The sequence below is a fragment of the Pseudothermotoga sp. genome, assembly GCF_031962025.1.
Taxonomy (GTDB): domain Bacteria; phylum Thermotogota; class Thermotogae; order Thermotogales; family DSM-5069; genus Pseudothermotoga_B.
This window is the reverse complement of the sequence record NZ_JAVRKW010000008.1, coordinates 37,981-63,298: the sequence shown is the minus strand read 5'-3', so window position 1 is coordinate 63,298 and position 25,318 is coordinate 37,981. Positions and strand designations below refer to the sequence as shown.

Here is a 25,318-nt window from a genome sequence, read left to right as displayed (position 1 = left end):
TCAAACCTATACCAGCTACGCTGGTATAGGTTGTTTTGTGTTAACATATTTTGGTGTCTCTGCTACTCTGTGTTTTTCTTGTCTTTTTGCTCCTGAGAAGATTTTACCACAAAATGGGGTGATTTGATGCGAACCGTTCGATATGGAAGAAGGGAACGACTCACCTTCGGTCGCATACAGGACGCAGTAAAGGTACCTAACCTCATATCCATGCAGATCGATTCCTACAGAGATTTCTTAGAGAATGGCATAATGGAAGTCCTCAAGAAATTCTCTCCGATCAGTTCTCAACCACATAAAGGTGACTTAAAAAGAGGTGAAAAGGGACTTTTACTGGAATTCGTCTCGACCAAGATAGGAGAACCAAATGCACCAGTTGAGGAATGCAAACAGAAGGGATTAACTTACACGGTTCCTGTTTATGCAACAGTGAGAATTACAGATGTTAACAGTGGTGAGATGCGTCAGGACGATGCGTTCCTCGGTTCGATACCTTACATGACTCAGAACGGTACCTTCATCATCAACGGAGCCGAAAGAGTTGTAGTAAGCCAACTGGTGAGAGCACCTGGTGTTTATTTTGTGGATGAGATTCCAAAAACTCAGGTGAATGCACCCATATACGTTGCACATTTCTTGCCAGTCAGAGGTGCCTGGCTGGAAATACTCTATCACACGGCAGAAAATATGTTCTACGCAAGGATCGACCGCAAAAGACGAATAAATCTTTTCCTGTTGTTCAAAGCACTTGGTTATGAAGATAATTTGAAAATCTTGGAGCTTTTCCCCGAGCAAATAGATGCTGATGATGAATACACCATGGAAAAGGCTGTTGGCTCGATTATCCTGCAAGATGTTGTCATCGATGGAGAAAAGGTAGTTGAAAAAGGTGGTGTTCTGACCAAAGCCGCTGCAAAAGCCATTTTAGAGTCGAAACTGTCAACTATAGTGAGGGCACATCCCGCGGCACAGAAAACACTTGAAAAGATGATAGATTCCTATGGTGAAGTTGATTCGGACAAAGCACACATGGAGATATTTAGAAAACTAAAGCCTGGAGAGATTCCAAGAGTTAATGCAGCCAGAGCTTATCTTGCAGGACTATATTTCAATACCGAGAGATTTGAACTGTCAGATGTTGGAAGATACAAAATAAATAAAAGATTGAATCAGGCATATAAAAAATACCTTGTGCAGATTGAGGGAGTTCCAGAAAAAGAGGCTGAGAAGAGAGATTACGAGTCTACAGATCCTGTTCTCACGACACTTGATATTGTTCTTGCCACAAGATATTTACTGGATGTCAGCAGGAATCCGGAGATAATGGACACAAAGGACCATCTTGGAAACAAAAGAGTGAGAACCGTTGGTGAATTGATAAGACTTGAATTTGAAAGGGCTTTTTCCCGCGCTCAGAGATTGATACAGGAACGTTTGACCCTTTATAATTCACTGGACAAGATATCTGTCCAGAGTTTGATAAATGTCAAAACCATAATTGCAAGTATCAACCAGTTTTTTGCCACCAGCCCGCTTTCACAGTTTATGGAACAGGTGAACCCTCTGGCAGAGTTGACTCACAAACGCCGTTTGACTGCTGTGGGACCAGGTGGGTTGAAACGCGAAAGAGCCAGATTTGAGGTCAGAGATGTTCATCATTCTCACTATGGAAGAATGTGCCCCATAGAAACACCTGAAGGTGCGAATATAGGTTTGATAACATCTCTGGCAGTGTACGCAGATCTTGATAAGTTCGGCTTTCTGACAACACCTTACAGGAAAGTTGTCAACGGTCGTGTGACAGACCAGATAGTTTATCTTACAGCGGATGAAGAAGAACACTATAACATTGCTCCATGCACAGTGAAAGTTGACAAAGATGGGAACATAGTGGATGAAAAAGTACCTGTGAGATTCATGGAAAGAGTTCAGTATGTTGATAGAGAAAGAGTTCAATTCATGGATGTTTCAACCAAACAAATTGTGAGTGTTTCTACAGCGCTTATTCCATTTCTCGAACATGATGACGCCAATAGGGCTCTGATGGGTTCCAACATGCAAAGACAGGCTGTGCCACTTGTAAAACCAGAGGCACCATTTGTTGCTACTGGTATTGAATACGATGCGGCTTTATATTCAGGTTATGTTGTGTTAGCCAAGCACGATGGAATAGTCAGAAAAGTTGACGCAAGAAGAATTGTCATTGAGAGAATCGATAAAGATGGTAAACCTGTTGTCAAAGATGGCAAGCCAGTTCTGGATGAGTATCATTTGATGAAATTCATACGCACCAACCAGGATACAACGGTGAATCAAAGACCAATAGTCAATATAGGAGATGTGGTGAAAGCAGGGGATGTCATTGCTGACGGTCCTGCAACGGATATGGGAGAGCTTGCCCTGGGTAAAAATGTGCTGGTAGCCTTTATGCCATGGGAAGGTTATAACTTTGAAGATGCGATCCTTGTAAGCGAGGAGCTTCTGGAGGAAGACGCATTCACATCCGTTCATATCGAAGTTTATGAAACTCAGGCTCGGGATACAAGACTTGGTCCTGAAGAAATAACAGTAGATATTCCGAACGTAAGCAAAGAGCTTTTGAGAAACCTCGATGAGAATGGTATCGTCAGAGTAGGTGCTTATGTTGGACCGCAGGACATCCTTGTTGGTAAAGTAACACCAAAGGGTGAGGGTGAAACGACTCCCGAAGAGAAGATCATAAGGTCTGTCTTTGGTGAACGCGGTAAGGACGTCAAAGATACATCACTCAGATTACCTCACGGAACCGACGGAAGGGTCATAGATGTAAAAGTGTTCGACAAAGAAGATGTAGCGGACCTTGGAGCAGGTGTTAACAAGCTTGTGAAAGTCTATGTTGCATGCAGAAAAACACTTGAAGTTGGAGATAAGCTTGCAGGAAGGCATGGAAACAAAGGTGTGGTTTCCAAAATCCTGCCGAAGGAAGATATGCCATTCTTACCGGATGGTACACCTGTCCAGATAGTTCTCAGCCCACTTGGTGTTCCGTCGAGAATGAATGTGGGACAGATTCTGGAGACTCATCTTGGATGGCTGGCAAAGTTGACAAACAACTGGTTTGCAACGCCTGTTTTTGACGGTGCCAAAGAGAACGAAATTCTTCCGTGGCTCTATGAAGAAAGACGAGTTCTTGGGCTTGATGAGGGAGACAGCGAACAGGAAACTACCGGTAAAGTCGTGCTCAGAGACGGTAGAACAGGAGAACCATTTGCCGAGCCTATAGTCGTTGGATGTATCTACATGATGAAACTCATTCACATCGCAAAAGACAAGATACACGCTCGTGCTACTGGTCCTTATTCTTTGATACACCAGCAACCACTCGGTGGTAAAGCCCAGTTCGGTGGCCAGAGATTTGGTGAAATGGAAGTCTGGGCACTGGAAGCCCATGGAGCCGCGCATACTCTCAACGAAATGCTGACAATTAAATCTGATGACATCAAGGGTCGAAATGAGGTTTACAAGGCTATCCTCAAAGGCAAGAACATACCTGAACCCGGTATACCTGAAAGCTTCCGCGTGCTGATAAAAGAACTCAGAGGATTGGCACTCGATGTGAGAGTTTTTGATGAAAGTGGCAACGAAGTCGATATCGACCGGGTTTGAAAAGGTTGCCGAGGAGGGAAAAATAAATGGCGATATCTACTTTTAAGAGAAAAATAGCATCTGTCAAGGTTGGTATAGCTTCTGCTGAAACAATAAGAAGCTGGTCCAGTGGAGAAGTTAAAAAACCTGAGACCATCAATTACAGATCTTTCAAGCCAGAACGTGACGGATTGTTTTGCGAGAAAATCTTCGGACCGACAAAAGATTACGAATGCGTTTGTGGAAAGTACAAAGGCAAAAAATACGAGGGAACTGTATGTGAAAGATGCGGTGTGAGAGTAGAATCCAAAGAAGCACGTCGAAAAAGGATGGGACATATAGAACTGGCAGCTCCAGTTGTACATATATGGTATTTGAAAAGCAGTCCGAGCGTGCTTTCCACGCTGTTGAATATACCGGCACGAGATCTTGAAAATATCATATACCACGGCAGTAGAAGGATTATCGAGCGTTCCTATGTGATTATTGACCCAAAAAAGACTCAATTTGCTGCTGGTGATGTGCTGTATGAGACCGAGTATGAGATTTACAAAAATGCTCTGGATTTTGAAGCAGAGATGGCAGTTACCGTTAAAAATCCAAAATCGCCTGTTGTATCTGATATCGACGGTGAAATCAAAATTAAAACTGAAAAAGGTAACACTGGAAGGGAAATCACCTGGATAATAGTTCGAAACAATCAGCGTATACCCATCCAACTTCAACCGGGTATGATCCTTTTGGTGAAAAACGACCAGATGGTTGAAAAAGACACTCTTCTGGTTGCTGAGAAACAGATTCCGCCGTTTTATGCGCCTTTTGACGGATCTGTTGAGATAGACGAACTCGCTTCTACCATGACAGTCAAACCACTTGCTACCAGCAAAGAACAGCCTGTTACTGTGACTATTCCGTACTGTGTCAGGGTAATGGTCAAAAATGGTAGCAAAGTAAAAGCTGCCGATGAACTTTTGAGTGCCGGTACAATTCAGCCTGTTCAGAGCCCGGGTTCTGGTAGGGTGGTTTTCGGCAGAGATCTAAATGTCAGACCGATGGAAGACGGCACTTATGAAGTTCTTTCGGCTGGTACTTTGTATATCGAACAGGTCATTCAGGAAAAACAATACCCAATCTTTGAAGGTGCGCTGGCATACGTCAATGACGGTGATACAGTCAAGGCAGGAGATTATTTGGCAGATAGGTTTCTGTTTGAAGACGAGGTACTGTCTGCCCACGAGTACAAGATTTTCCAGGAACACTATCCTGATCAATTCACAGTTGAGGCAGAGGTTGAGAATGATAGGCCCATAGTAGCCATCACAGAAATCGATGAAGAGCTCTCAAAGAAAACTGGTTTAACCGTTGGTTCGATCATAACCGAGAGTGAATACGAAGCTTATAGAGAACTGTATCCTGGCAAGATAGAGGCTCACTATGGTGCAACAGCAGTCAAAAAATTGCTCGAAAAAATCGATTTAGAAAAACTCAAAGCGCAGATCGAATCAGAACTGTCCCAGCTTCCAAAGAGCAGTGGAAGAGCGTTGAAGCTTTTGAAGAGGTTGAAGATCGTGAAAGATTTGATCAAATCCAATGCAAGACCAGAATGGATGGTTCTGGAGGTCGTACCCGTTATTCCACCTGAACTCAGACCCATGATTCAGATAGATGGAGGCAGGTTTGCCACTACAGATTTGAACGATCTTTATCGAAGAGTTATAAACAGAAACAACAGGCTCAAAAGGCTCTTAGAGCTCAATGCGCCGGATATTATTATAAGAAACGAAAAAAGAATGCTTCAGGAGGCAGTTGACAGTCTCATTTACAACGGAAGGATTGGTAAGGCTGTTGCAGATAGAAATGGTAGAGCGCTCAAATCTCTGACTGATCTTGTTAAGGGTAAAAAGGGAAGATTCAGACGAAATCTTCTGGGAAAACGCGTGGACTATTCCGGTAGAGCCGTTATAGTTGTTGGTCCTGAATTGAAGATACATCAGTGCGGTCTGCCGAAGAAGATGGCTATGGAATTGTTCAAGCCATTCGTCCTGTCAAAACTCCTTGAAGAAGGTGGAGAGTCAAGCAAAGCGGCTCGTAAAATGAAAAAAGCAATAATAGAAAAAGAAATGCCTGAGGCATGGGACATACTTGAAGAGGTTATAAAAGGTCATCCGGTTTTGCTCAACAGAGCTCCTACACTTCACAGGATGTCCATACAGGCTTTTGAGCCAAAGCTGATAGAAGGTAATGCCATCCAGCTTCATCCGCTTGTTTGTCCACCGTTCAATGCTGACTTCGATGGTGACCAGATGGCAGTGCATGTGCCACTTTCGGCTGCTGCACAGGCTGAAGCAAAATATTTGATGCTTTCCAGATATAACATAATATCACCGGCACATGGAAAACCGATATCGATGCCAGGTAAGGATATAATCGTCGGAGTGTACTATCTGACGGCTGTAGGAAATGATTTTGATAAGGTAAAACCACAGGAAATAAAATATCGTTTTGGATCAACTGAAGAGGCTGTACTCGCATATTCTCTGGGATATGTTAAGCTTCACACACCGGTACTGGCGAAGGTGAGAATTAATGATAAAGAACAGATAGTCAAAACAACAGTTGGAAGGATCATTCTCAACGAAATCATCCCGCCAGACCTGAGAGATTATGAACGTACCTTCGGCAAAAAAGAAATCAAAAACGTGATATATGATACCTTCAAGCGACACGGTATCGATGCCACAGCAGACTTACTGGACGACATGAAAGACCTTGGCTTCCATTATGCCACAGTTTCCGGACTGACGATTTCTCTAAAAGACTTAATAGTGTCACCGAAGAAAAACCAGATAATTGAACAAGCCAGACAGAAAGTGGAGTACATTGAAGATCAGTTCAACGAGGGATTTCTCAATTTTGAGGAAAGATACAGAGAAATAATAAAGGTATGGAACAAAGCCACAGAAGATGTTCAGAATGCAACTTACAGTGCTCTTGGTGAAAATCCGTTCAATCCGGTGTATATGATGGTTAATTCAGGTGCAAGGGGTAACATAGATCAGGTCAAACAACTTGCGGGAATGCGCGGATTGATGGCAGACCCATCTGGTAGAACTATCGAAATACCGATCATTTCAAACTTCCGTGAAGGTCTAACCAGCATGGAATTTTTCATCTCAACGCACGGTGCAAGAAAAGGTGCGGCAGACACAGCATTGAGAACATCTTCGGCTGGTTATTTAACACGCAGATTGGTGGATGTTTCTCAGAGTGTGGTCATAACAACAACCGATTGTGGTACAGAAAATGGTATAAAAGCCATTAAACTCGTGAGCAGTGACAATTTGGATGTACAAAAACTGAAAGATTTTCTCTTTGGAAGGACTCTGGCAAAAGATGTCCTTGATCCACTGACCGGAGAGGTTGTGAAAAATCCACAGACCGGTAGAGAATATCTCAGAAACACAATGCTTTCTGATGACGATGCCGAATTTCTTGCAAATTACACTGTGTCTGTTCCAGTTTGTGTTGAACAGACGCTGGATTTACAGAGCTTGCACTTGCCTCACTGTTACTCTGAACTGGCAGAAGAGGTACGAACAGATGGTACTTATTTAGAAGTGGGAACAGAACTCACATGGGATGTTGTGAGAACGGCAAGAAACGCAGGCAGAAGATCTTTGAAGATAAAAATGTACCCGGTAGTAGGGACTATTTCACAGCAGGATTTGAATGACAACAAAGGAGAAAAACAGCTACTTGTGTTTCAGGAAGAAATAGACGAAACGACGGCAAAATTACTCGAAGAAAATGGCATCAGTCGTGTCATGGTGAGACCGAATATCTACATTCGCTCTGTGCTCACATGTGAAGCTGAAAAAGGAGTCTGCGCGATGTGTTATGGTATGGATCTGTCTAACCACAAGATCGTGCAGGTTGGTGAAGCAGTGGGTATAATTGCCGCGCAGTCTATAGGTGAGCCGGGAACTCAGCTTACGATGAGAACATTCCACACAGGTGGTATAGCAACAACTGCCGACATCACACAAGGTCTACCGAGAGCAGAGGAGCTTTTCGAAGCAAGGAAAAAGCTCAAAGAGCCAGAAGGAGTTTTCGCTCTACAAGCCGGTTTTGTGAAAGATATAAAGGATGTTGACGGTAAACAGAAGGTATACATCGAGGATTACCTTGGCGGTATACACGAGTATGAAGTCCCCGACAAAACAAAGGTCAAGGTTAGAGTAGGACAGAAGGTATTACCGGGTATGATGCTAACAACCGGCGCTGTGAGATTGAGAAAGTTGATGGATACTCTTGGAGTTGAGGCGACAGCAATGTATTTACTCACGGAAACGCAGAAGGTTTACGTGGAACAGGGTGTTGAAATACACGATAAACACTTTGAGATCATCATAAAACAGATGCTTGGAAAGGTTGAAGTCATCGATCCAGGTGATACAGACTACTTACCCGGTCAACTTCTGGCTATTTCCGAAGCCGAGAAAATAAACGAAGAGATATTGAAAGCCAATGCAAATGTTCAGAGCAACAAGAATTTTGTGCTTGGTAAGATTCTCGCAAAAAAGATAGTTGCAAAGATTGGTGATCAGATCGAGGAAATAGCAGCCGAAGGAACAGAACTGGTTGAAGAAGTACTTGAGAAAGCGATTCAGGCAGGAGTAAAAGAAGTCTGTATCTACGACGAGGGCAAACCAACTTTCTATCAGATAGCACCGAAAGAACCTATGAGATACAGAAGAAGACTTTTGAGAATAACAAAGGCTTCCTTGGAACAAAAAGGATGGCTGAGCGCCGCGTCGTTCCAACAGACACCTCAGGTTCTCACAGAAGCTGCTGTGGAAGGTAGTGTAGACTTCTTAGAAGGTTTGAAAGAAAATGTCATAGTCGGTCAGCTCATACCTGCGGGTACCGGTCTTGAGACCTTTGCGAATATCCAGATAGAAGAAACTCCAAGAGCGGCAGAAGCTGAAAAGATGGCATAAAAAGGGGCATTTGCCCCTTTTTTATTTATCAAAAATGTAACACCATGTCCAGATACCGCTGTTCTGAAACCTGAATTTCTTGACTGCCTTTTCACCAAAGAATTTTTCCAGATCTTCTTTTGGCGTGATCAGACAGACCTTTGAATCTAAAAACAGCTCTCTCAACCTTGGAAGGTTTCTGTAAAATTTTGAATCACCTTCTTTCAATCTGATTCCAAAAGGTGGATTGGTCAAGACGTGAAAACGACCTTTGAATGTCTTTAGATCTTCAAAAGCTATATTCTGGAAGATTATATTGTTTTTCACACCAGCTCTCTGAGCATTCTGGCTTGCAACTTTGAGTATCTGTTTGTCTTTATCAAAACCCATGGCAATGATGTGATTTGTGCTGGAATTTTCTGTGATGTTGATGGAAAAATCACTGAATATGGGCCATTGCTGGAAGGCAAAAGATCTTTTGTTGTTTAAAATCTTAAGACTCATTCTTGCAGCTTCGATTGGTATTGTGCCACTTCCGCAGAATGGATCCACAAGAGTGGTTTTCTCATCCCAGTGACTGAGCAAAATCAATGCTGCTGCTATTGTTTCACGCAGCGGTGCAGCCGAGGTTTTGATTCTATATCCTCTTTTGTTCAACGCATCTTTTCCTGTCGTATCAATCATCACTGATGCAATGTCATTTTTCAGATAAATATACAAAGGGTAATTTCTTCCATCGGTCGTACCATCGGACTTTATTCTGTTGTAAATGGCTTTTTTTACAACAGATGCAATGGCACCGGTTGCAGAAAGTTTTGAGTTTCTAACCTTGACCTTTTCAACCGTGAGATTTCCGTGTTTGTGAACAATCTGCTGCCACTGTGCGCTGTAGGTTCCACTGTAAAGATCGTCAAAATTCTGAGCCTGGAAGGATGCCATGAGTATCATTATTCTATCTGCGCTGTTCAGTTTCAAGTTCAGTTCGGGGATATCTTGTAGCTGTCCATAAAAATGTACGTGTCCTGCTGTGACCATTTTTATTTTCAAGCCAAGTTTTCTTAACTCGGCGCAAACGGCACCTTCAAGTCCCGCACTGCATAAAGCTACAAATTCCACTTTTTCACCTCTGTGGTTGATTTTAGCAGATAATGGTTTAGTTAGCTCTGCTAAGAAATTGAGTGGTACAATTACTGTAGGAGGTGAGTTATTTGATAGACAGCAAAGTCGTTGAGGGGTTGATTAACAAAGGCATCAGCAAGGGAGCAGATTTTGTGGAGATTTTTGCAGAAGACAGAGTGAGCACAGAGATGACGATGATCGATGGCAGGGTAGAGACAGCAAGCAGTGGGCGTGAGTTTGGGATTGGCTTGAGGATTTTCAAGGGTGAGCAGCAGGTTTATGCCTACACAAATGATTTTTCACAAAATCAGCTTTTTTTGATGCTCGATAGATTGATAGATGCCCTTGAAATCCAAGGTAATTTTGAAAGATCGATTAACATGATCAAAGAAGATGTCAAAAACTCCCATATTGTTTTTTTCTATCCTCAGGAGGTTTCAAAGTCTGAAAAAGTCAGAGTGATGAAAAAGGCACACGAAGGGGCAAAAAATTATTCAAGTCTCATAAGTCAGGTTGTTGTGAGATACTGGGATTATGACCAGAAGGTCTTCATAGCAAATTCAGAAGGGTTGATCTCACAGGATCGTCGTGTCAGGACGAGGTTAATGGTCAACGCTGTTGCATCAAAGGATTCAGAACAGGAATCTGGATTTTTCGGTCCGGGGGCAGCCATGGGAATCGAGTTCTTTAACATAATTGATCCTTACAGCGTGGGTGTTGAAGCGGCAAGAATCGCAGACAGAATGGTCAGAGCAGAATATGCACCTGCCGGTAAAATGCCGGTTGTCATTGCAAATGCCTTTGGTGGGGTTATCTTTCATGAGGCATGTGGTCACGCACTGGAAGCGACTTCTGTTGCAAAAGGTGCGTCTGTCTTTGCAGGTAAGATAGGTCAGAAGATAGCATCAGAATGTGTCTCTGCTGTTGATGACGGCACAATACCGAATGCGTGGGGATCTAACAACATAGACGACGAAGGAATCCCGACACGAAGAAATTTGCTCATAGAAAATGGTATTCTCAAAACATACCTGGTTGATCGGTTCCATGCACGAAAGATGGGTATTCAGCCCAATGGATGTGGCAGAAGGCAAAATTACAAATTTGCACCAACTTCGAGAATGAGCAACACCTTCATCCTTCCAGGAAAGTATTTACCAGAAGAGATAATCTCCGCAACAGAATATGGATTATACGCAAAGAGAATGGGCGGTGGTTCGGTACATCCAGCCACAGGCGAATTCAATTTTGCCGTTGCAGAAGGATATCTGATAGAAAAAGGCAGGATAACCAAACCTGTTCGCGGCGCAACGCTCATAGGTAAAGGTTCTGAAGTAATACAAAAGATTGATATGGTTGGAAATGACCTGGAACGTGGTCAGGGAATGTGCGGTTCTATTTCTGGTAGCATCCCGGCAGATGTTGGGCAGCCAACGATCAGGGTGACTGAGCTCATAGTTGGGGGGCGAAGCAAATGAGAATAGAAGATTTCAAAGACAGAGTTTTTTCTTATGCAAAAAAGAAGGGTTTTGATGAGTGTGAACTGCGTTTTATGAGAAACAGGGAATTTGGCGTAGTTGTGAGCAAACAAAATGTTGACAATTACACCGATGCAGATTCTTTCCAAGTTACATTCAAAGGGCTCAAAGGTTCAAAAGCCGCTTTCTCATCGTGTGAAATCATCGATGAAAAATCTGCTGAATTTCTGGTGGATAGTGCCTATGAGAATCTTCTTGTGACAGATACGCTGGAAGAAGATTCTGTTCATAATGGTTCTGGTGAGTATCTCGAGCCGCAGCATTTTGAAGATGAATTTGAAAAAGTTCCAGTTAAGAGCAAAATCGACCTTGCAAAGGCTATGGAGCAGAAAGCGATGGCGCGCGACAGGCGCATTGCGATGGTAATTATGAGTGCATATTCTCACGAAAAGTATGAGATTTGTATATTCAACACAAAAGGACTCGATCTTTCGGAAAGCGCAGGTCTTGGTGTGGCTTATCTGTATCTTGTTGCATCAGATGGCAAGAAACCAAAAAGAGGCTTCAAGGTTCAATTTGGATCAAAACCGGACCAGATCGATCCAGAGAAGATAGTTGCTGAGGCGGCGCAGGAAGCACTTTCTCAACTTGGAGCAGAGAGCATTCCAAGTGGTAAGTACAGGGCGATTCTCAGGCGTGATGTCTTTTCGGAACTGTTTTCAGCCTTCATGCCGATCTTTTCGGCGGAATCAGTTCAAAAAGGTCTGTCTCCATTGAAAGGCAAACTCAACTCGAAAATTGCCAGTGAGAAACTCACCGTTGTAGATGATCCATTTTTTGAAAAAGCACCGATAAAGAGATCGTTTGACAATGAAGGTGTTCCCACAAGGAGAAAGTCTTTCATCGATCAGGGTATTCTGACAACGTATTTTCACTCGTTGAAATCTGCGAAAAAAGACAACGTCAAACCAACTGGCAATGTCTTCACTTATAAATGTGTCCCACTGAATGTCGTTGTCAAAGCGGGAAACAAAACCTATGAAGAGCTGATAAAACAACTCGATAAAGGCTTGATAATAACTGCTCTTGATGGTTTGCACTCAGGAGTCAGGACCGTATCTGGAGAGTTTTCCGTCAGTGCACTGGGATATTATGTTGAAAACGGTGTAATTGTAAAGCCTGTTGAGCAGATAACCATTTCTGGAAATATTCTTGAGCTGCTCAAAAAGATTGAAGAAGTTGGCAATGATTCGGAACTGGTTTCAGGTTCTAATTATTTCCCATCTGTTTTGATTGAAAATATCGATGTGGCAGGTAGTGGGTTGTGATTGACTCTTGACAAACAGTTTTTGTCATAGTATGATTATGCAAACAGATTGAAAGGTGGCTTAGTTGTGACTGGTTTTTACTACTGGCTCCAACCTTCAATAGTTGAAATAAAGCATCATACGAGGTACAGCCCGGTTGATCCCCCGGGTGGTACTTCGTTAGATGCCACCTGATAGGTAGGAAACAAAAACCGGGCTGTGAAAAACAGCCCGGTTTTTTTATATGGAGGTGGTCGAGGTGAAAAGGTTCTTAGTGGCAGTGGTTTTGGTTCTGGTCGTGGTACTGAGTTTTGCTTCTTTGATCGAAGATATTCAAAAAAGAGGTGTTTTGAGAATCGGTCAGGACGAGGGTTACATGCCGCTATATGGCACAAATGAGAAAGGTGAGCGCGTCGGGCTTGAAGTTGAACTGATTAACAAGATGGCGGAAATTCTCGGTGTTAAAGTGGAGTTTGTCATTGTCAACTGGGATGGTATCATACCGGCTCTTCTTTCTGGGAAATTCGACATGATCTTTTCCGGTATGACAATTACACCCGAACGCGCTCTGAAAGTGGATTTTTCGATACCATATTTAACTGTCGGACAGGCTATATTATATAACAAAACCAGTTTTAAAACACCACCGACTTATCAGGAACTCTCTCAAAAACAGATAACCATAGCTGTTCAGCTTGGTACCACGGGAGAATTCACGGCAAGAAGGATGTTTCCAAAGGCAAAGATACTGACCTTTTCAACAATGGATGAGGCAGCCTTTCAGGTTGTGTCAAAGCGCGCAGATATCATGGTTAACGATTCGATCTACGTGAAGTTTCTCACGCAGAAATATGACACACTGGGAATGGTTCAGGAATTGCTCAGTCTGGAAGATCTGGGTATCGCAGTGAGAAAAGGTGATTTTGAAACACTCAGATGGCTTGATACCTTTGTTCAGTGGGCTAAAACCACAGGTTTGATAGATGAGCTTTACAAAAAATGGCTCATTGGCGATTGATTTTGGAGGTGCGATAGTGAAGAAAGTTTATGCGGTACTCATTACAGGGGTCGTTTTGTTCGCGATTTATTTTTCAATAGCTCAGGTTTATCCATTCAACTGGACAGTTGTGTTTAAATACCGTGCAGTGTTCCTGCACGGGTTGTTTACAACCATGAATTTGAGTGGTTTTTCACTGCTCATATCGCTTTTGATTGGAATGGTTTTTGCATTGATGAGAAGATCTTCGGGAATTTTCAGGGAATTTGCCATACTCTATATTTTCTTTTTCAGGAATACTCCGCTGTTAGTTGTGATACTTCTGACTTACTATGGTCTTGGCAGTATCCTGCCTTTTGATAGATTCTGGGCGGCGGTTTTTGGACTGTCAGCTTTTGAGGGTGCATACCTTGCCGAGATTATTCGCTCCGGTCTTGATGCAGTTGATAAAGGAGAACTTGAGGCTGGTTTTTCTTTGGGCTTGACAAAATTTGAGGTGTTTTTATATATTCATTTTCCACAAGCCATCAGAATTTCATTACCGGCTCTTGTTGGACAGTCTATCAGCCTTGTAAAGGACAGTTCATTGGCATCTGTCATAGCTCTGGCGGAATTGACCATGACTGGTAGACAGGTTGGAACGCAGACGCTGGCTTCTTTTGAAAGCTATCTGACCATAGCGATTTTTTACGTCGGCATTACCAGTATTCTCTCGGTGCTTGGCAACTGGTTGGAAAGGAGGCTTGCCATACCATGAGCTTGCTCCAAGTTGTTGATGTCCACAAAAGTTATGGAAAAACGCAGGTTTTAAGAGGTGTCTCTTTTGAGGTGAAGAAAGGAGAAATTGTTGTCATAATGGGACCTTCGGGTGCTGGCAAATCAACTCTGCTCAGGACGATAAATTATTTAATCCCGCCAGACAGAGGTGAGATCTTCTTTAAAGGTCAAAAGGTTGTTAATGATCAATCGATCCTCAGGCAGGTGAGATCGCAGATTGGTTTTGTATTTCAGCATTTCAATCTTTTCAGCCACATGACTGCTCTGGAGAACGTCATGCTCGGCTTGATAAAGGTTAAAAAGCTCTCGAAAGATCAGGCTTGTCAGATAGCCAGAGAATGCCTAAAGATCGTTGGATTGTCTGAAAAAGAACACAGCTATCCATCGCAACTTTCGGGTGGTCAGAAACAGAGGGTGGCTATAGCACGGGCGCTGGCAATGAAACCAGATCTCATACTTTTTGATGAACCAACTTCGGCACTCGATCCAACGCTGGTTGGGGAAGTGAACCAAGTGATGAAAAAACTCGCCTTAGAAGGTCATACCATGGTAGTGGTAACTCATGAGGTCAGCTTTGCAAAAAGTGTGGCTTGTAGAATACTGTACATGGAGGACGGTGTCATCGTGGAAGATTCAGACCCAATTAGCTTTTTCACTCAGCCGATCTCCCAAAATGCGAAAAATTTCATAGCAAATGTTTATTCTTAAGCTCGACGATTTCTCTCAGACCGATGCTCTTAACATTCAAAATTTTATACTGATTGACCAGTTCTGGTAATTCTTCGTCTTTTGCCAGTACTACAGTTTTTCCATTCAGGTTCGACAGAATATGGTTTTGTGGGAAAGTTCCTTCAACCTGAACGGCGTAGAATTTTCCCACAGGGAGATTTTGCACCTGTCCGGCGAAAAGAACCTTGCCTTTATCCAGTATGATCAAATAACTTGCGACTGCCAGTACTTCTTCTTCATCGTGTGTACTAAGCAATATTGTCGTGCCTTCATCTTTCATCTTAATGAGCATTTTCCAGAAAAGCTGTTTTGATTCGCGATCAAGACCATCTGTGGGTTCATCAAGTATCAGCAATTTCGGCTTTGCCATCAAAGAGATGGCGAGCATCAACCTTTGTTGAATGCCCTTAGAAAGGTTTCTGACAGGATTGTTCGTGAATGGTATGCTGAATTTCTCCATGATCTGTTTTGGATCGACTGACAGTTTTCTCAGACAGGCAAAATGTTTTATGTTATCGACAGGACTCAATTCCTTCAATAATGAAGGATTTTCCGGCACAAAACTGAGCATCTGTCTGATTTTCGCAGGTTTTTTTATCACATCGATCTGATCGATTTCTATAGAACCATTGTCGGGCTTGAGAATGGTGGCAAAGATTTTCAGCAAAGTACTTTTACCTGCTGAGTTGGCTCCCAGAATTGCTACGCAGTTTTCTTGCGATTGAAAGCTGATGTTTTCAAGAACTCTTTTGGTCCGAAAAGATTTGCTGACGTTTTCACAGAGTATTTTCATGATCAAACTATCCTTATAGGCATCACTATGTACAGGTATCCTTCCACATTCAGCGGATTTACCTGCAATGGACTTGTACTGTCCACAAAGTTGAATTCAACTTCATCTGTGTGAATATGTCTGAGAGCCTCCATCAGGAAAATAGGATTAAATGCGGCAACAATGTCTTCGCCTTCTTTTCTGGCCGGAATTTCTTCGTTCATTTCACCGGAATCTGGACTTCTGCTGCTCAGCGATAATGTGTCCTCGCTCACTTCGACCTTAACTGATTCGCTGCCTCTTTTTGCTATGACCATTGTTCTTCTGAGTGCTTCGATCAGATCGTTTTTTGGAAGAATTACCTTGCTTTTGAAGGCTTTGGGTAAGACTTTTTTGTAATCTGGAAATTCTATTTCCACTACTCTCATAACTGTTTCTATATTTGGAGTGCTCAAAGATAATCGTTTTCCATCGTATTGAATGGTTATGGTTGTTTCAGAGCAGTTTGAAAGTATGCTCTCAAGTTCTTTCATGCTCTTGAGCGAGATCAAGAAACTTGATTCACTCTGTGCTGAGAGCCTTTCTTCTGCCAGAGCCAGGCGAAAGCCATCAGAAGCTACTAACCTGAGAAAGCCGTTTCCAATTTCCCAGAAAACGCCGTTGAGGTTTCGCATGAATTCATCTTTGGCAGCGCAGAAGATTACTCTTTCAATCATTTCTGAAAGTGTTTTGGCTTCTATATTCAATGCGTATCCACCTGATGGTAAAGATACTTCTGGAAATTCGCTCGGATCCATGGTGGGAACTCTGAATTTGCTGCGTCCGCACTCAAGAGACAGCAGGTTTGATGAAAGATTCAACTGAATTTTTCCTTCAGTTGGCAGAGTTTTAACTATTTCATAGAGGATTTTTGCATCAACGGCAAATTTTCCCTCGGTGTCTGGCTCACATTCAAGACGTGCCTTGACACCGGTTTCCAGATCGGTAGCATGTAAGTATGTACCATTTTGCGAGACATCGAAAAGAATGCATGCCATTATTGGCTTGATCGTCTTTGAAGGTACGGTTTTTGAGACAATGGAGATCTTATTCGAAAGTTCACTTGCCTCCACGATGATTTTCATTTTTCATCCCTCCTGAGAGTCAACAGAAAGTACATCGTATACATCATACCCGAATGATTTCACAATCTTTAAAAACTTTTGCTTTAGCCACGGTTTGTCGAAAAGGTTCACATACACCCTGTCAAGCTGTAAGTTCTTCACGGTATATATATTATCAAATTTCAAAGGATTTCCGAAGAAAGAAAAAGGGTTTGCCAGACAGAATTTTATCTGGCAAGATTTTCTCACCACTTCTTCTGTGAGTACGCCGGGGACAAAAACCCAGTCGTAATTGCCTGAAATTTTACTATCCAGCAGTGATAGACTGATTTTTTCCACCGCGTTGTTTTTCAATCCACAGACGCTGTTACAATCTTTGAACATTTCCCGCACAAACTGCGGTGCAAGTGGTATTTGAATCGCTCCAAGGACACGCTCAACAGATCTTTGAAATTCTATTTCTCCCTGCTGTGCACCAATAACAAAAATGATATGTGCATCTTCGATGAATCCGGCATGCACAAGTCTATCCAAGGCACCGTCGACTATGAGCGTGTCAAAACAATTTTTTCTGGCCGTGATTTCGATGGCTCTGGGTGTTGCTCCGGCAATCATCACATGGGTGGAAAGTATGGACTGAGCCAGAAAAACAGTTCCAGCCAGGGGATTTTCATCGATTGCTTCGATTATTGAAAAGTGTAAACCATCGAGAAACTTCTCACAGGTCAGGACAAAGTCGCCGGCTTTTAAATCCACCAGGGGTTTTGGTGAGCCAGTTATATTATCGGTCTCTTCTCCATCAAAGCCAATGCTCGTAACACAGACACTGTCCATTTCACGTAATAGATGTTTAACAACAGTTGTTTTGCCTGCGTTTTTCGTGTTGCCTACAACGTAAATCACTCTTGCCAATTTTTTGACCTCCGAATTCTGTCGCTTTCCTTGGGAATCAAGTACCTGCGCTTACCTGTTAACAGCGAAGCAATACCATCCTGACTTTTTCTTTCCTCTTCGATGAAATCTTCACTGCATTCGCTTTTGTAATCTCTTGGTTCATGGTACACAAAGAAACCTCCCTCGTAATTTCTGATCACGACTTTTCCTTCACCCATCGAGACCAGATACTGGGGTTCAATCGGGATTTTTCCTCCTCCACCGGGTGCATCGATCACATACGTTGGCACGGCAAAACCCGACGTATGACCTCTGAGGTATTCTATAATCTCTATACCCTTTGAGACAGTGGTTCTAAAATGTGACAGACCTCTGGAGAGATCACACTGGTATATGTAATACGGCCGTACGCGGTTTTTCACCAGTTCGTGTACCAATTTTTTCATAATTTGCGGACAATCATTTATTCCTCTGAGCAAAACGCTCTGATTGCCAAGCGGGATACCGGCATCTGCCAGCATTGCAAGAGCTCTGGTTGACTGCTCGGTGAATTCCTTTGGGTGGTTGAAATGTGTATTTATCCATATTGGATGATATTTCTTTAACATATTGACGAGCTCTTCAGTCACTCTCATCGGCAGTACAACCGGAACACGTGTACCTATTCTTATGATCTCGACGTGATCTATTTCTCTGATTCTGCGAATTATACTCTCCAGTTTTTCAGTTGAAAGGGTTAAAGGATCTCCTCCTGAGATCAGAACATCTCTGATTTTTTTGTTATCTTTTATGTATTCAATGGCTTTGTTCAGATATTCTTCGGGAAGCGGTGCGTCGGTTTCTCCGGCAAATCTTCTTCTGGTGCAGTGTCTGCAATACATCGAACATTGATCTGTTACCAGCAATAACACTCGATCTGGATATCTGTGTGTTAATCCTTTGACTGGTGAGTCGACATCTTCGTGTAGTGGATCAGCCATCTCTTCGCTGGAAATGTTCAGTTCTTTGGCAGTTGGAATAGCCTGCATTCTCACTGGGCACTTTGGGTTGTCTGGGTCCATTAAAGTCGCGTAGTAAGGTGTTATAGCCATTCTCAAGAACTTCAGAGAATGTTTAACACCTTCCCGTTCCTGTTCGGTCAGATTGACAACTTTTTGCAGTGTTTCAAGATCCATTATTCTGTTGCTCAACTGCCAGTGCCAGTCATTCCATTCCTGTGGTGTTACATCCTTCCATATAGGGATCTGCCTGTAGTCTCTCACGGTTAAATCCCTCCTAATCAAATGGGTTTTTCTCCTTTTAGCATCTTTTCTATCTCTGGTCTACCTATCAAGGCAACTTTTTTGACAAAAGTTTTTCTGCAAATCTGCTCGGCGAAGTTTTTTACAGCCTGAGGTATCTCACCGTTGGTGACTATTCCTATTTTATCAATTCCGTACAATGCTGCTGCCATGAGAGCTTCTTCGAGTGCCTTTGGTGATATTGAGTTGCTGTAGTATTTCACCTGAAAAATATAAGTAGTCCTTTTGTTTTTGACAATCAGATCGGCTCCAAAATCATGGGATCCCTTGGTCACGATGGCTCTGTATCCAAGGCTGTTAAAAAGATCTGCCATAAACTGTTCAAAAGCCCATCCATCTTTGAAACCATTCTGCCATTTTTTCCTCAGATCCGATGATTTTGGTGGTCTTTTTTTGAAGATCAAATACAGTGCGATGATCAGAACAATCGCTAACAGTATTACCATTATTGTCATTTTATAAGCTCCCGTGAGGTGAGTTTTATTCCATGAAGTCTTCGAGATTTTGAGAGCATGTGGATTGCTTTCCTGGTATGGGGAGTGATCTGATAACAGTATATTCTCATCTGATTCACATTTGACAGTAGTGAAATGATCACAGCCTTTCTCAGATCGTCGAATGTGAGCACGTCCTCATTGACAAGGACTACCTGCCTTTGCAGCAATCTTTTGTAAATGGCTATCCAGCTTTTACCGTAGTAGGTGTGCATTGAGCAGCTCCAGCCATTTTCCTGAAAGGTTTTTTGTACCTGTGATTTCAATGGTTTCTGGCTTTTTAATGATTTTCTTGCAACTTTTATCAGTATCAGGCTCAATACTGTGAAAATGACCAATTTAAGCAAAAGCAACTGTATCACTCCGCTACCATATACAAATTGTACAACTTTGAATGGTAAAATTCCATTGGAGGTGCACAAACTGCGAAAGTCAACATTCATTATCCTACTTTCGACCGTTGCCGTTACTGTTCTTGTGCTCGTACTTGGTTTTTTGGTGCCGGGCAGAATATTGATGCAGATTCTATACAAAAAGGTTGAAAAAAATCCGTATTGTTTGCTCGTTGTGGGAACAGATGCCATTATAGAGAAAACGGTCAGGACAGATGCAATCATGGTTGTGTTAATCGACCACCAGCTTGGAAAGGTTCTAATAAGCAATATTCCCAGAGATTTGTTGATCGGCACAAACAAGATAAATTCACTGTATGAGAGATCTGGTATAAAAGGTCTTGAGGAAGTGATCAAGCAATTATTGGGCATCGAAATCGATGGATATGCGATTATAAACTACGAGGTTTTCAAATACCTTGGCGATAGACTTGGACCGATAGAAATACAGGTGAAAGAACCGATGAAGTATACAGATAGCGTTCAAAACCTTTACATCGACTTTCAACCCGGGATTTATCAAATGATGGGAGACCAATTACTCGCTTACATAAGGTATCGTAGAGAGGCAATGGGTGATCTTGCAAGAATAGAGAGACAAAAAGAGGTTTTGATAAAACTTGCTGACAAGGCAAGGAGTCTTGATGTTTTGCAGATCGCATCTATGTTCTTGAGTGTTCGAAAGAGTGTTTCCATGAATATGGATATAGGTGAGTTGATCTATCTTTTCTTGCGTTTGAAAAAGAACATGAGTATTGGTTTTGTGTCCTTTCCGTATTTGATCAACAAAGATGGTGATGTGGTCGTAGACACGCAAAGAATTGTCGATTATAAAAATACTCTCTCTTCTTTGAACATTTCTCAGAAAAAGTCAGCACCGAGCGTTCTTTTGATAAACTGTTCATCTGACAAATCAAGGGGATTTCTTGTGCGCACTCAGGACCTGTGGAATAAGAACGCCGGTGTTTTACCAAATCAAATTGTGTGGGAAGATGTGGGAATAAGTTCTAATAGGAACACAGTTATAATTCTCAACAGAACAAATCAGGAAGAAGTGAAGTCTCTGATAAAAAAAGTATATCCAGATTACGATTTTGTTTTCAAACTGTCTTCGGATCAGGACACCTTTGCACAGTATCTATCTATCATAAAGAAAATGTCTGAAAACAGGATATATCCATCGTTTCCATACGACGCAGTTGTGCTGGTGATCAAGTGATGAGACAACTTCATTCATGGGATCTGACACCGCAACAGGCTAAGCAAGAACAGTTGAGGTTGAGACAGTTACTCAAACAATTACCGCTGAAAAACGCAGAGCTAATAGCCGGTGTGGATCTGTCTTTTCCCAGAGTTGATCAGGGATATGCAGTTATAGTGGTAATGGATATCAGATCGATGCAGATGGTCGAATACGTCACAGAAAGTTCTCAAATTTCATTTCCATATATCCCCGGACTGCTTGCCTTCAGAGAAGGTCCTGCTTTTCTCAAGGCATGGGAGAAACTGCGGTCAAAACCAGATGTGGTTATGTTTGATGGACAGGGGATTGCTCATCCAAGGCACATGGGTATAGCAGCACACATGGGGCTTTTTCTGGAGCTTCCCACGATAGGTGTTGCAAAGTCCCATCTTTACGGCAAATACAAAGAACCGGGTTTGAAGAAGGGAGATTATGAATATCTGTATGACGATAATGATCAAATCATCGGTGCTGTTCTCAGGACTCACAGCAAATTCAAACCCGTTTTTGTTTCACCCGGTCATATGATTGATCTTGAGTCGTCGATCGATATCGTCATGAAGTGCTGTACATCCTACAGATTACCGGAACCAACAAGAATTGCACATCTGATTTCTCAAAAATGGCGGTACAAAAGTGATAAACTTTCTTTTTAGGAGGTATCGAAAATGTGGCAATATTTCATGCCAACAAGGGTTTTCTTTTCACAGAAAGTAGTTGAGAAAAACAGGGAGATATTCAAAAATTTTGGAAGAAAGGCTTTAATTGTAACGGGTAAAAGTTCATCCAGGATAAATGGGTCTTTGAATGATATTGAAGATGCACTCGAATTTCTGGGAATAGAATTTTACGTGTACGACAGAATAGAAGAAAATCCCACATTTGATCACATTCGAGAGGCAGTAGCAGAATGTAAAATACAGAATTTCGATTTTGTCATAGGTGTAGGCGGCGGCAGTCCACTTGATTCGGCAAAGGCAATAGCTGTTCTTTTGAAAAATAAATCCCTGTCCGTGGAAGATTTGTACGATGCCTCTAAGTACAGTTCATCGCTTCCCATAATAGCTGTCCCAACGACATCTGGAACGGGTAGCGAAGTGACTCAGTACTCAGTTCTCACAGATGATAGTGGTTTTAAAAGGGGATTTGCACATGATGTGATTTTCCCTGTTATTGCTATGGTGGACCCTTCTTATACCGTGAGTATGAGCGTGTCGTTGACAAGATCAACAGGTCTTGATGCGTTATGCCATGCGGTGGAAGGTTTTCTCTCAAAGAGGGCTACCCCGATGTCTGATCTGTATGCGCAGGAAGCGATGAAGATGATAAAGGAAAATCTGCCGAAAGTTCTTCAAAATCAAAATGACCTTGAAGCCAGATCAGCCATGTCTCTGGCTTCATGCCTGGCTGGCATGGTGATAAGTCAGACAAGTACAACTATTGCCCATGTACTTGGATATCCTCTGAGCACATTCAAAGGAATCAGACATGGCGATGCAACGGCCGCATTTCTCGATGTTGTTGTTCAAGCAGCACAAGATGAAGTTCCCCAGAAGGTGAAAAAGATCAATCAGATCTTTGGTGATATCAAAGATTTTATTGCATCGTGCGGTTTAAAAATCAAATTGCAGATCGATGATGAAGAACTCGAAAAATGGGTAAAAAGAGCCATTGGTGCCAAACATATACAGTTCACACGTGGTACATTTGATGAATCGAGCATCAGAAAATTATACGAGAGGATGAGGACAAATTAGTGCATACGTTGTTCTGAACAAAAATAGGAGAAATTATCATCCATGGATATATTCTACTGAAATATCCAGAATAGATGGAGAATTTGAAGAAGGAGAGCTTGTAGATGTTCTTCTTCAGAACGGGAAGTTCTTTGGTCGCGGTTACATAAACACAAAGTCAAAGATAACTGTTCGGCTTTTGACAACTCAACCGAAAACAGCTCAAAGAATCGTCGAGGAAAGAATCGATCAAGCCATAAAGAGACGTGAACACATACTCAATTCTGAACAAGCTTGCAGGTTGATTTACAGTGAGTCTGACTGGCTCGCCGGTTTGATCGTCGATAAATACGATTCATATCTGGTTGTTCAGATCAACACCCTTGGGATGGAAAAACTCAAGGACCTGATTGTGAAGACCCTTTTGAAAAAACTGAAAATCAGTGGTATCTACGAGAAATCTGATTCTCCCGTGAGGTCAAAAGAGGGATTAAGTCAGATCTGTGAATGGCTTTATGGCTCAGGACCAGAAGTGATATTTTATCGCTCAGAGGATCTGACAGTTGCTGCAGACTTAAAAGGTCAAAAGACCGGTGCCTTTCTGGATCAAAGGTACAACGCAAGAGCCGTTCTACCATATGCAAAAGACAGGGTGTGTCTGGATGTGTTCTCTTACACAGGTAATTTTTCCCTGCATCTGTTGAAATACGGTGCAAAACATGTGAAACTGATCGACTATTCGGAACGTTCTTTGAGTATCGCCGAGCAACTTTTGAAATTGAATGGTTTTGATGGGCGGTATGAACTGATAAGGGAAAATGCTTTTGACTGGTTGAGAAAAGAATCTTCACAGGAAAAATACGATCTTATCGTACTTGACCCACCTTCTTTTGCAAAATCTTCAAGTTCAAAAATTTCCGCCCAAAGAGGTCACAAAGAGATAAATCTTCGAGCGATGAAATTGTTGAAAAAGCCTGGTATTCTGGTCAGTTCGTGCTGTACACAAGTTCTATCAGAACAGGATTTCGAGCAGGTTTTACAGGACTCTGCAGAAGATTGTAAAGTTCAAGCATGTATACTTTACAGAGGATCTCAACCGGCTGATCATCCGGTTTTACTCGATGTACCGGAAACGAGATATTTGAAGTTTCATATAATGCAAATCTGGAGGTGAGCATGATGAATATCTCTAACAGGGCACAGCAGGCTCCTGCAAGTCCCATAAGAAGATTAATACCATTTGCAGAAGAAGCTGCTAAAAAAGGTAAAAAGATTTATTATCTGAACATCGGACAACCTGATATTCCAACTCCCGCTGTCTATTTTGAATATGCAGAGATGTACAAACCAAAGGTCGTTGCTTACACTCATTCCGCAGGGCTTTTGGAGCTTCGTGAAGCCTTCACAGAGTACTATAAAAAATTCGACGTGCATGTGTCTTCTTCCCAGATCATCGTGACAAATGGAGGAAGCGAAGCCGTACTGTTTGCCATGGCTGTTGTTGCAGACCCGGATGATGAGATACTGGTTTTGGAACCTTTCTATGCCAATTATGCTGGTTTTGCAGCACAGCTTGGAATAAAACTGGTTCCAGTCAGGACATATCCGGAAGATGGCTACTCTGTACCCAGAAAAGAAGCCTTTCTTGAAAAGATAGGTCCCAGAACAAAAGCCATAATTTTTTCTAACCCGTGCAATCCGACAGGAGCTGTTTATGATGAACACCAGCTTCAGATAATTGCGGATGTGGCTCTTGAGAAAAACCTTTGTGTGATCTCCGATGAAGTCTACAGAGAATTCACCTTTGATGGCTACAAAGCAATATCTATGATGACCTTTGACAGGATCATCGATAAAACCATTGTTGTGGACAGCATTTCCAAAAGATACAGCGCATGTGGAGCAAGAATAGGTACCTTTTTGACCAAAAACAGAGAATACTATCAAGCCGCACTGAAATTTGCTCAGGCAAGATTGTGCCCTTCCATGACTTCGCAGTATGCAACGATCGGGCTTTTGAAGCTCAACGACGATTACACCGAAGCGATCAGAGAAGAATACAGAAAAAGAAGAGATGCAGTTTATGAAGAGCTGAAAAAAATAGAAGGAGCGGTTTTCAAAAAGCCACATGGAGCTTTTTATGTTTCCGTGAAACTTCCCGTGGACAATTCTGAGGAATTTGTCAAATTCATGCTGTCTGATTTTGAAGTAGAAGGCAAAACAACCATGGTGGCTCCGCTGGATGGTTTTTATGTAACTCCAAATGCGGGTTTGAATGAGATCAGAATCGCGTACGTACTTGATCAGGAAAAACTTCGTGATGCTGTGAAAATTCTGGCTTTAGGTCTAAAAGCGTATTCAGAAAAGAGATAG

The 25,318-nt window shown here is 42.3% G+C and carries 19 protein-coding genes; 12 read left to right on the top strand and 7 right to left on the bottom strand.

The window, feature by feature from the left end:
- Positions 1 to 126 precede the first annotated feature (126 nt).
- Together rpoB and AC4E92_RS07335 are read left to right on the top strand one after the other, a co-directional pair.
- Positions 127 to 3,645 carry a DNA-directed RNA polymerase subunit beta gene (gene rpoB / locus AC4E92_RS07340; RefSeq protein ID WP_490239947.1) on the top strand — a complete coding sequence of 1,173 codons (3,519 nt, stop codon included), beginning with the start codon at positions 127 to 129 and terminating at the stop codon, positions 3,643 to 3,645.
- A 26-nt stretch (positions 3,646 to 3,671) separates the two neighbouring features.
- Complete coding sequence (locus AC4E92_RS07335) at positions 3,672 to 8,624, top strand: DNA-directed RNA polymerase subunit beta' (protein ID WP_490239946.1); 4,953 nt, start codon at positions 3,672 to 3,674, stop codon at positions 8,622 to 8,624.
- A 21-nt stretch (positions 8,625 to 8,645) separates the two neighbouring features.
- Here AC4E92_RS07335 and AC4E92_RS07330 read toward each other — a convergent pair whose 3' ends face one another.
- Positions 8,646 to 9,719 (bottom strand): THUMP domain-containing class I SAM-dependent RNA methyltransferase, encoded by a 1,074-nt coding sequence (locus AC4E92_RS07330; RefSeq protein ID WP_490239945.1) that lies wholly within the window; start codon positions 9,717 to 9,719, stop codon positions 8,646 to 8,648.
- A gap of 92 nt (positions 9,720 to 9,811) precedes the next feature.
- Here AC4E92_RS07330 and AC4E92_RS07325 point away from each other — a divergent pair, with 92 nt between their 5' ends.
- From AC4E92_RS07325 to AC4E92_RS07305, 5 genes are all read left to right on the top strand, one after another.
- Positions 9,812 to 11,200 carry a TldD/PmbA family protein gene (locus tag AC4E92_RS07325; RefSeq protein WP_490239944.1) on the top strand — a complete coding sequence of 463 codons (1,389 nt, stop codon included), beginning with the start codon at positions 9,812 to 9,814 and terminating at the stop codon, positions 11,198 to 11,200.
- A complete protein-coding gene (locus tag AC4E92_RS07320) occupies positions 11,197 to 12,528 on the top strand; it encodes a TldD/PmbA family protein (RefSeq protein ID WP_490239943.1) in 1,332 nt (443 codons plus the stop codon). Before AC4E92_RS07325 ends, AC4E92_RS07320 begins: the two co-directional genes overlap by 4 nt.
- A 238-nt stretch (positions 12,529 to 12,766) precedes the next feature.
- Entirely contained in the window at positions 12,767 to 13,525 is a 759-nt protein-coding gene (locus AC4E92_RS07315) for a transporter substrate-binding domain-containing protein (protein WP_490239942.1), read from the top strand.
- A gap of 16 nt (positions 13,526 to 13,541) precedes the next feature.
- Positions 13,542 to 14,261 (top strand): amino acid ABC transporter permease, encoded by a 720-nt coding sequence (locus AC4E92_RS07310; protein ID WP_490239941.1) that lies wholly within the window; start codon positions 13,542 to 13,544, stop codon positions 14,259 to 14,261.
- On the top strand, positions 14,258 to 14,989 hold the full coding sequence (locus AC4E92_RS07305; RefSeq protein WP_490239940.1) for an amino acid ABC transporter ATP-binding protein: 732 nt from the start codon (positions 14,258 to 14,260) through the stop codon (positions 14,987 to 14,989). Before AC4E92_RS07310 ends, AC4E92_RS07305 begins: the two co-directional genes overlap by 4 nt.
- On the opposite strand, the gene AC4E92_RS07300 is transcribed toward AC4E92_RS07305, so the two are convergent.
- From AC4E92_RS07300 to AC4E92_RS07275, 6 genes are read right to left on the bottom strand one after another with little or no spacing between them, the layout of a single operon-like run.
- Entirely contained in the window at positions 14,967 to 15,803 is an 837-nt protein-coding gene (locus AC4E92_RS07300) for an ABC transporter ATP-binding protein (RefSeq protein ID WP_490239939.1), read from the bottom strand. The two genes, AC4E92_RS07305 and AC4E92_RS07300, sit on opposite strands and share 23 nt — an antisense overlap.
- A gap of 2 nt (positions 15,804 to 15,805) precedes the next feature.
- A complete protein-coding gene (gene dnaN, locus AC4E92_RS07295) occupies positions 15,806 to 16,906 on the bottom strand; it encodes a DNA polymerase III subunit beta (protein WP_490239938.1) in 1,101 nt (366 codons plus the stop codon).
- A gap of 3 nt (positions 16,907 to 16,909) precedes the next feature.
- Complete coding sequence (locus AC4E92_RS07290) at positions 16,910 to 17,797, bottom strand: hypothetical protein (protein WP_490239937.1); 888 nt, start codon at positions 17,795 to 17,797, stop codon at positions 16,910 to 16,912.
- A complete protein-coding gene (gene kamA, locus AC4E92_RS07285; protein ID WP_490239936.1) occupies positions 17,785 to 19,041 on the bottom strand; it encodes a lysine 2,3-aminomutase in 1,257 nt (418 codons plus the stop codon). Before kamA ends, AC4E92_RS07290 begins: the two co-directional genes overlap by 13 nt.
- A 17-nt stretch (positions 19,042 to 19,058) precedes the next feature.
- Positions 19,059 to 19,535: a restriction endonuclease gene (locus AC4E92_RS07280; RefSeq protein ID WP_490239935.1), complete on the bottom strand. Its 477-nt coding sequence runs from the start codon at positions 19,533 to 19,535 to the stop codon at positions 19,059 to 19,061.
- Positions 19,532 to 19,927: a hypothetical protein gene (locus AC4E92_RS07275; RefSeq protein WP_490239934.1), complete on the bottom strand. Its 396-nt coding sequence runs from the start codon at positions 19,925 to 19,927 to the stop codon at positions 19,532 to 19,534. Before AC4E92_RS07275 ends, AC4E92_RS07280 begins: the two co-directional genes overlap by 4 nt.
- A gap of 61 nt (positions 19,928 to 19,988) precedes the next feature.
- Here AC4E92_RS07275 and AC4E92_RS07270 point away from each other — a divergent pair, with 61 nt between their 5' ends.
- From AC4E92_RS07270 to AC4E92_RS07250, 5 genes are read left to right on the top strand one after another with little or no spacing between them, the layout of a single operon-like run.
- Complete coding sequence (locus AC4E92_RS07270) at positions 19,989 to 21,185, top strand: LCP family protein (RefSeq protein ID WP_490239933.1); 1,197 nt, start codon at positions 19,989 to 19,991, stop codon at positions 21,183 to 21,185.
- Positions 21,185 to 21,865, top strand: coding sequence for an endonuclease V (gene nfi / locus AC4E92_RS07265; RefSeq protein ID WP_490239932.1), 681 nt, complete (start codon positions 21,185 to 21,187; stop codon positions 21,863 to 21,865). The genes AC4E92_RS07270 and nfi overlap by 1 nt, the downstream gene beginning before the upstream one ends.
- Positions 21,866 to 21,877: 12 nt before the next feature.
- Positions 21,878 to 22,966 carry an iron-containing alcohol dehydrogenase family protein gene (locus AC4E92_RS07260; protein WP_490239931.1) on the top strand — a complete coding sequence of 363 codons (1,089 nt, stop codon included), beginning with the start codon at positions 21,878 to 21,880 and terminating at the stop codon, positions 22,964 to 22,966.
- The gene (locus AC4E92_RS07255; protein WP_490239958.1) at positions 22,962 to 24,119 is read left to right on the top strand and encodes a class I SAM-dependent rRNA methyltransferase; all 1,158 of its coding nucleotides are present in this window, start codon (positions 22,962 to 22,964) and stop codon (positions 24,117 to 24,119) included. Before AC4E92_RS07260 ends, AC4E92_RS07255 begins: the two co-directional genes overlap by 5 nt.
- A 5-nt stretch (positions 24,120 to 24,124) precedes the next feature.
- Positions 24,125 to 25,318 carry a pyridoxal phosphate-dependent aminotransferase gene (locus AC4E92_RS07250; protein ID WP_490239930.1) on the top strand — a complete coding sequence of 398 codons (1,194 nt, stop codon included), beginning with the start codon at positions 24,125 to 24,127 and terminating at the stop codon, positions 25,316 to 25,318.

Bases quoted from the DNA above. Each gene is read 5' to 3' on its own strand.
- AC4E92_RS07305 (WP_490239940.1), top strand. From the start codon at position 14,258: ATGAGCTTGCTCCAAGTTGTTGATGTCCACAAAAGTTATGGAAAAACG.
- AC4E92_RS07320 (WP_490239943.1), top strand. From the start codon at position 11,197: ATGAGAATAGAAGATTTCAAAGACAGAGTTTTTTCTTATGCAAAAAAG.
- nfi (WP_490239932.1), top strand. From the start codon at position 21,185: ATGAGACAACTTCATTCATGGGATCTGACACCGCAACAGGCTAAGCAA.
- AC4E92_RS07280 (WP_490239935.1), bottom strand. From the start codon at position 19,535: ATGACAATAATGGTAATACTGTTAGCGATTGTTCTGATCATCGCACTG.
- AC4E92_RS07300 (WP_490239939.1), bottom strand. From the start codon at position 15,803: ATGAAAATACTCTGTGAAAACGTCAGCAAATCTTTTCGGACCAAAAGA.
- AC4E92_RS07260 (WP_490239931.1), top strand. From the start codon at position 21,878: ATGTGGCAATATTTCATGCCAACAAGGGTTTTCTTTTCACAGAAAGTA.
- AC4E92_RS07250 (WP_490239930.1), top strand. From the start codon at position 24,125: ATGAATATCTCTAACAGGGCACAGCAGGCTCCTGCAAGTCCCATAAGA.
- dnaN (WP_490239938.1), bottom strand. From the start codon at position 16,906: ATGAAAATCATCGTGGAGGCAAGTGAACTTTCGAATAAGATCTCCATT.
- AC4E92_RS07335 (WP_490239946.1), top strand. From the start codon at position 3,672: ATGGCGATATCTACTTTTAAGAGAAAAATAGCATCTGTCAAGGTTGGT.
- rpoB (WP_490239947.1), top strand. From the start codon at position 127: ATGCGAACCGTTCGATATGGAAGAAGGGAACGACTCACCTTCGGTCGC.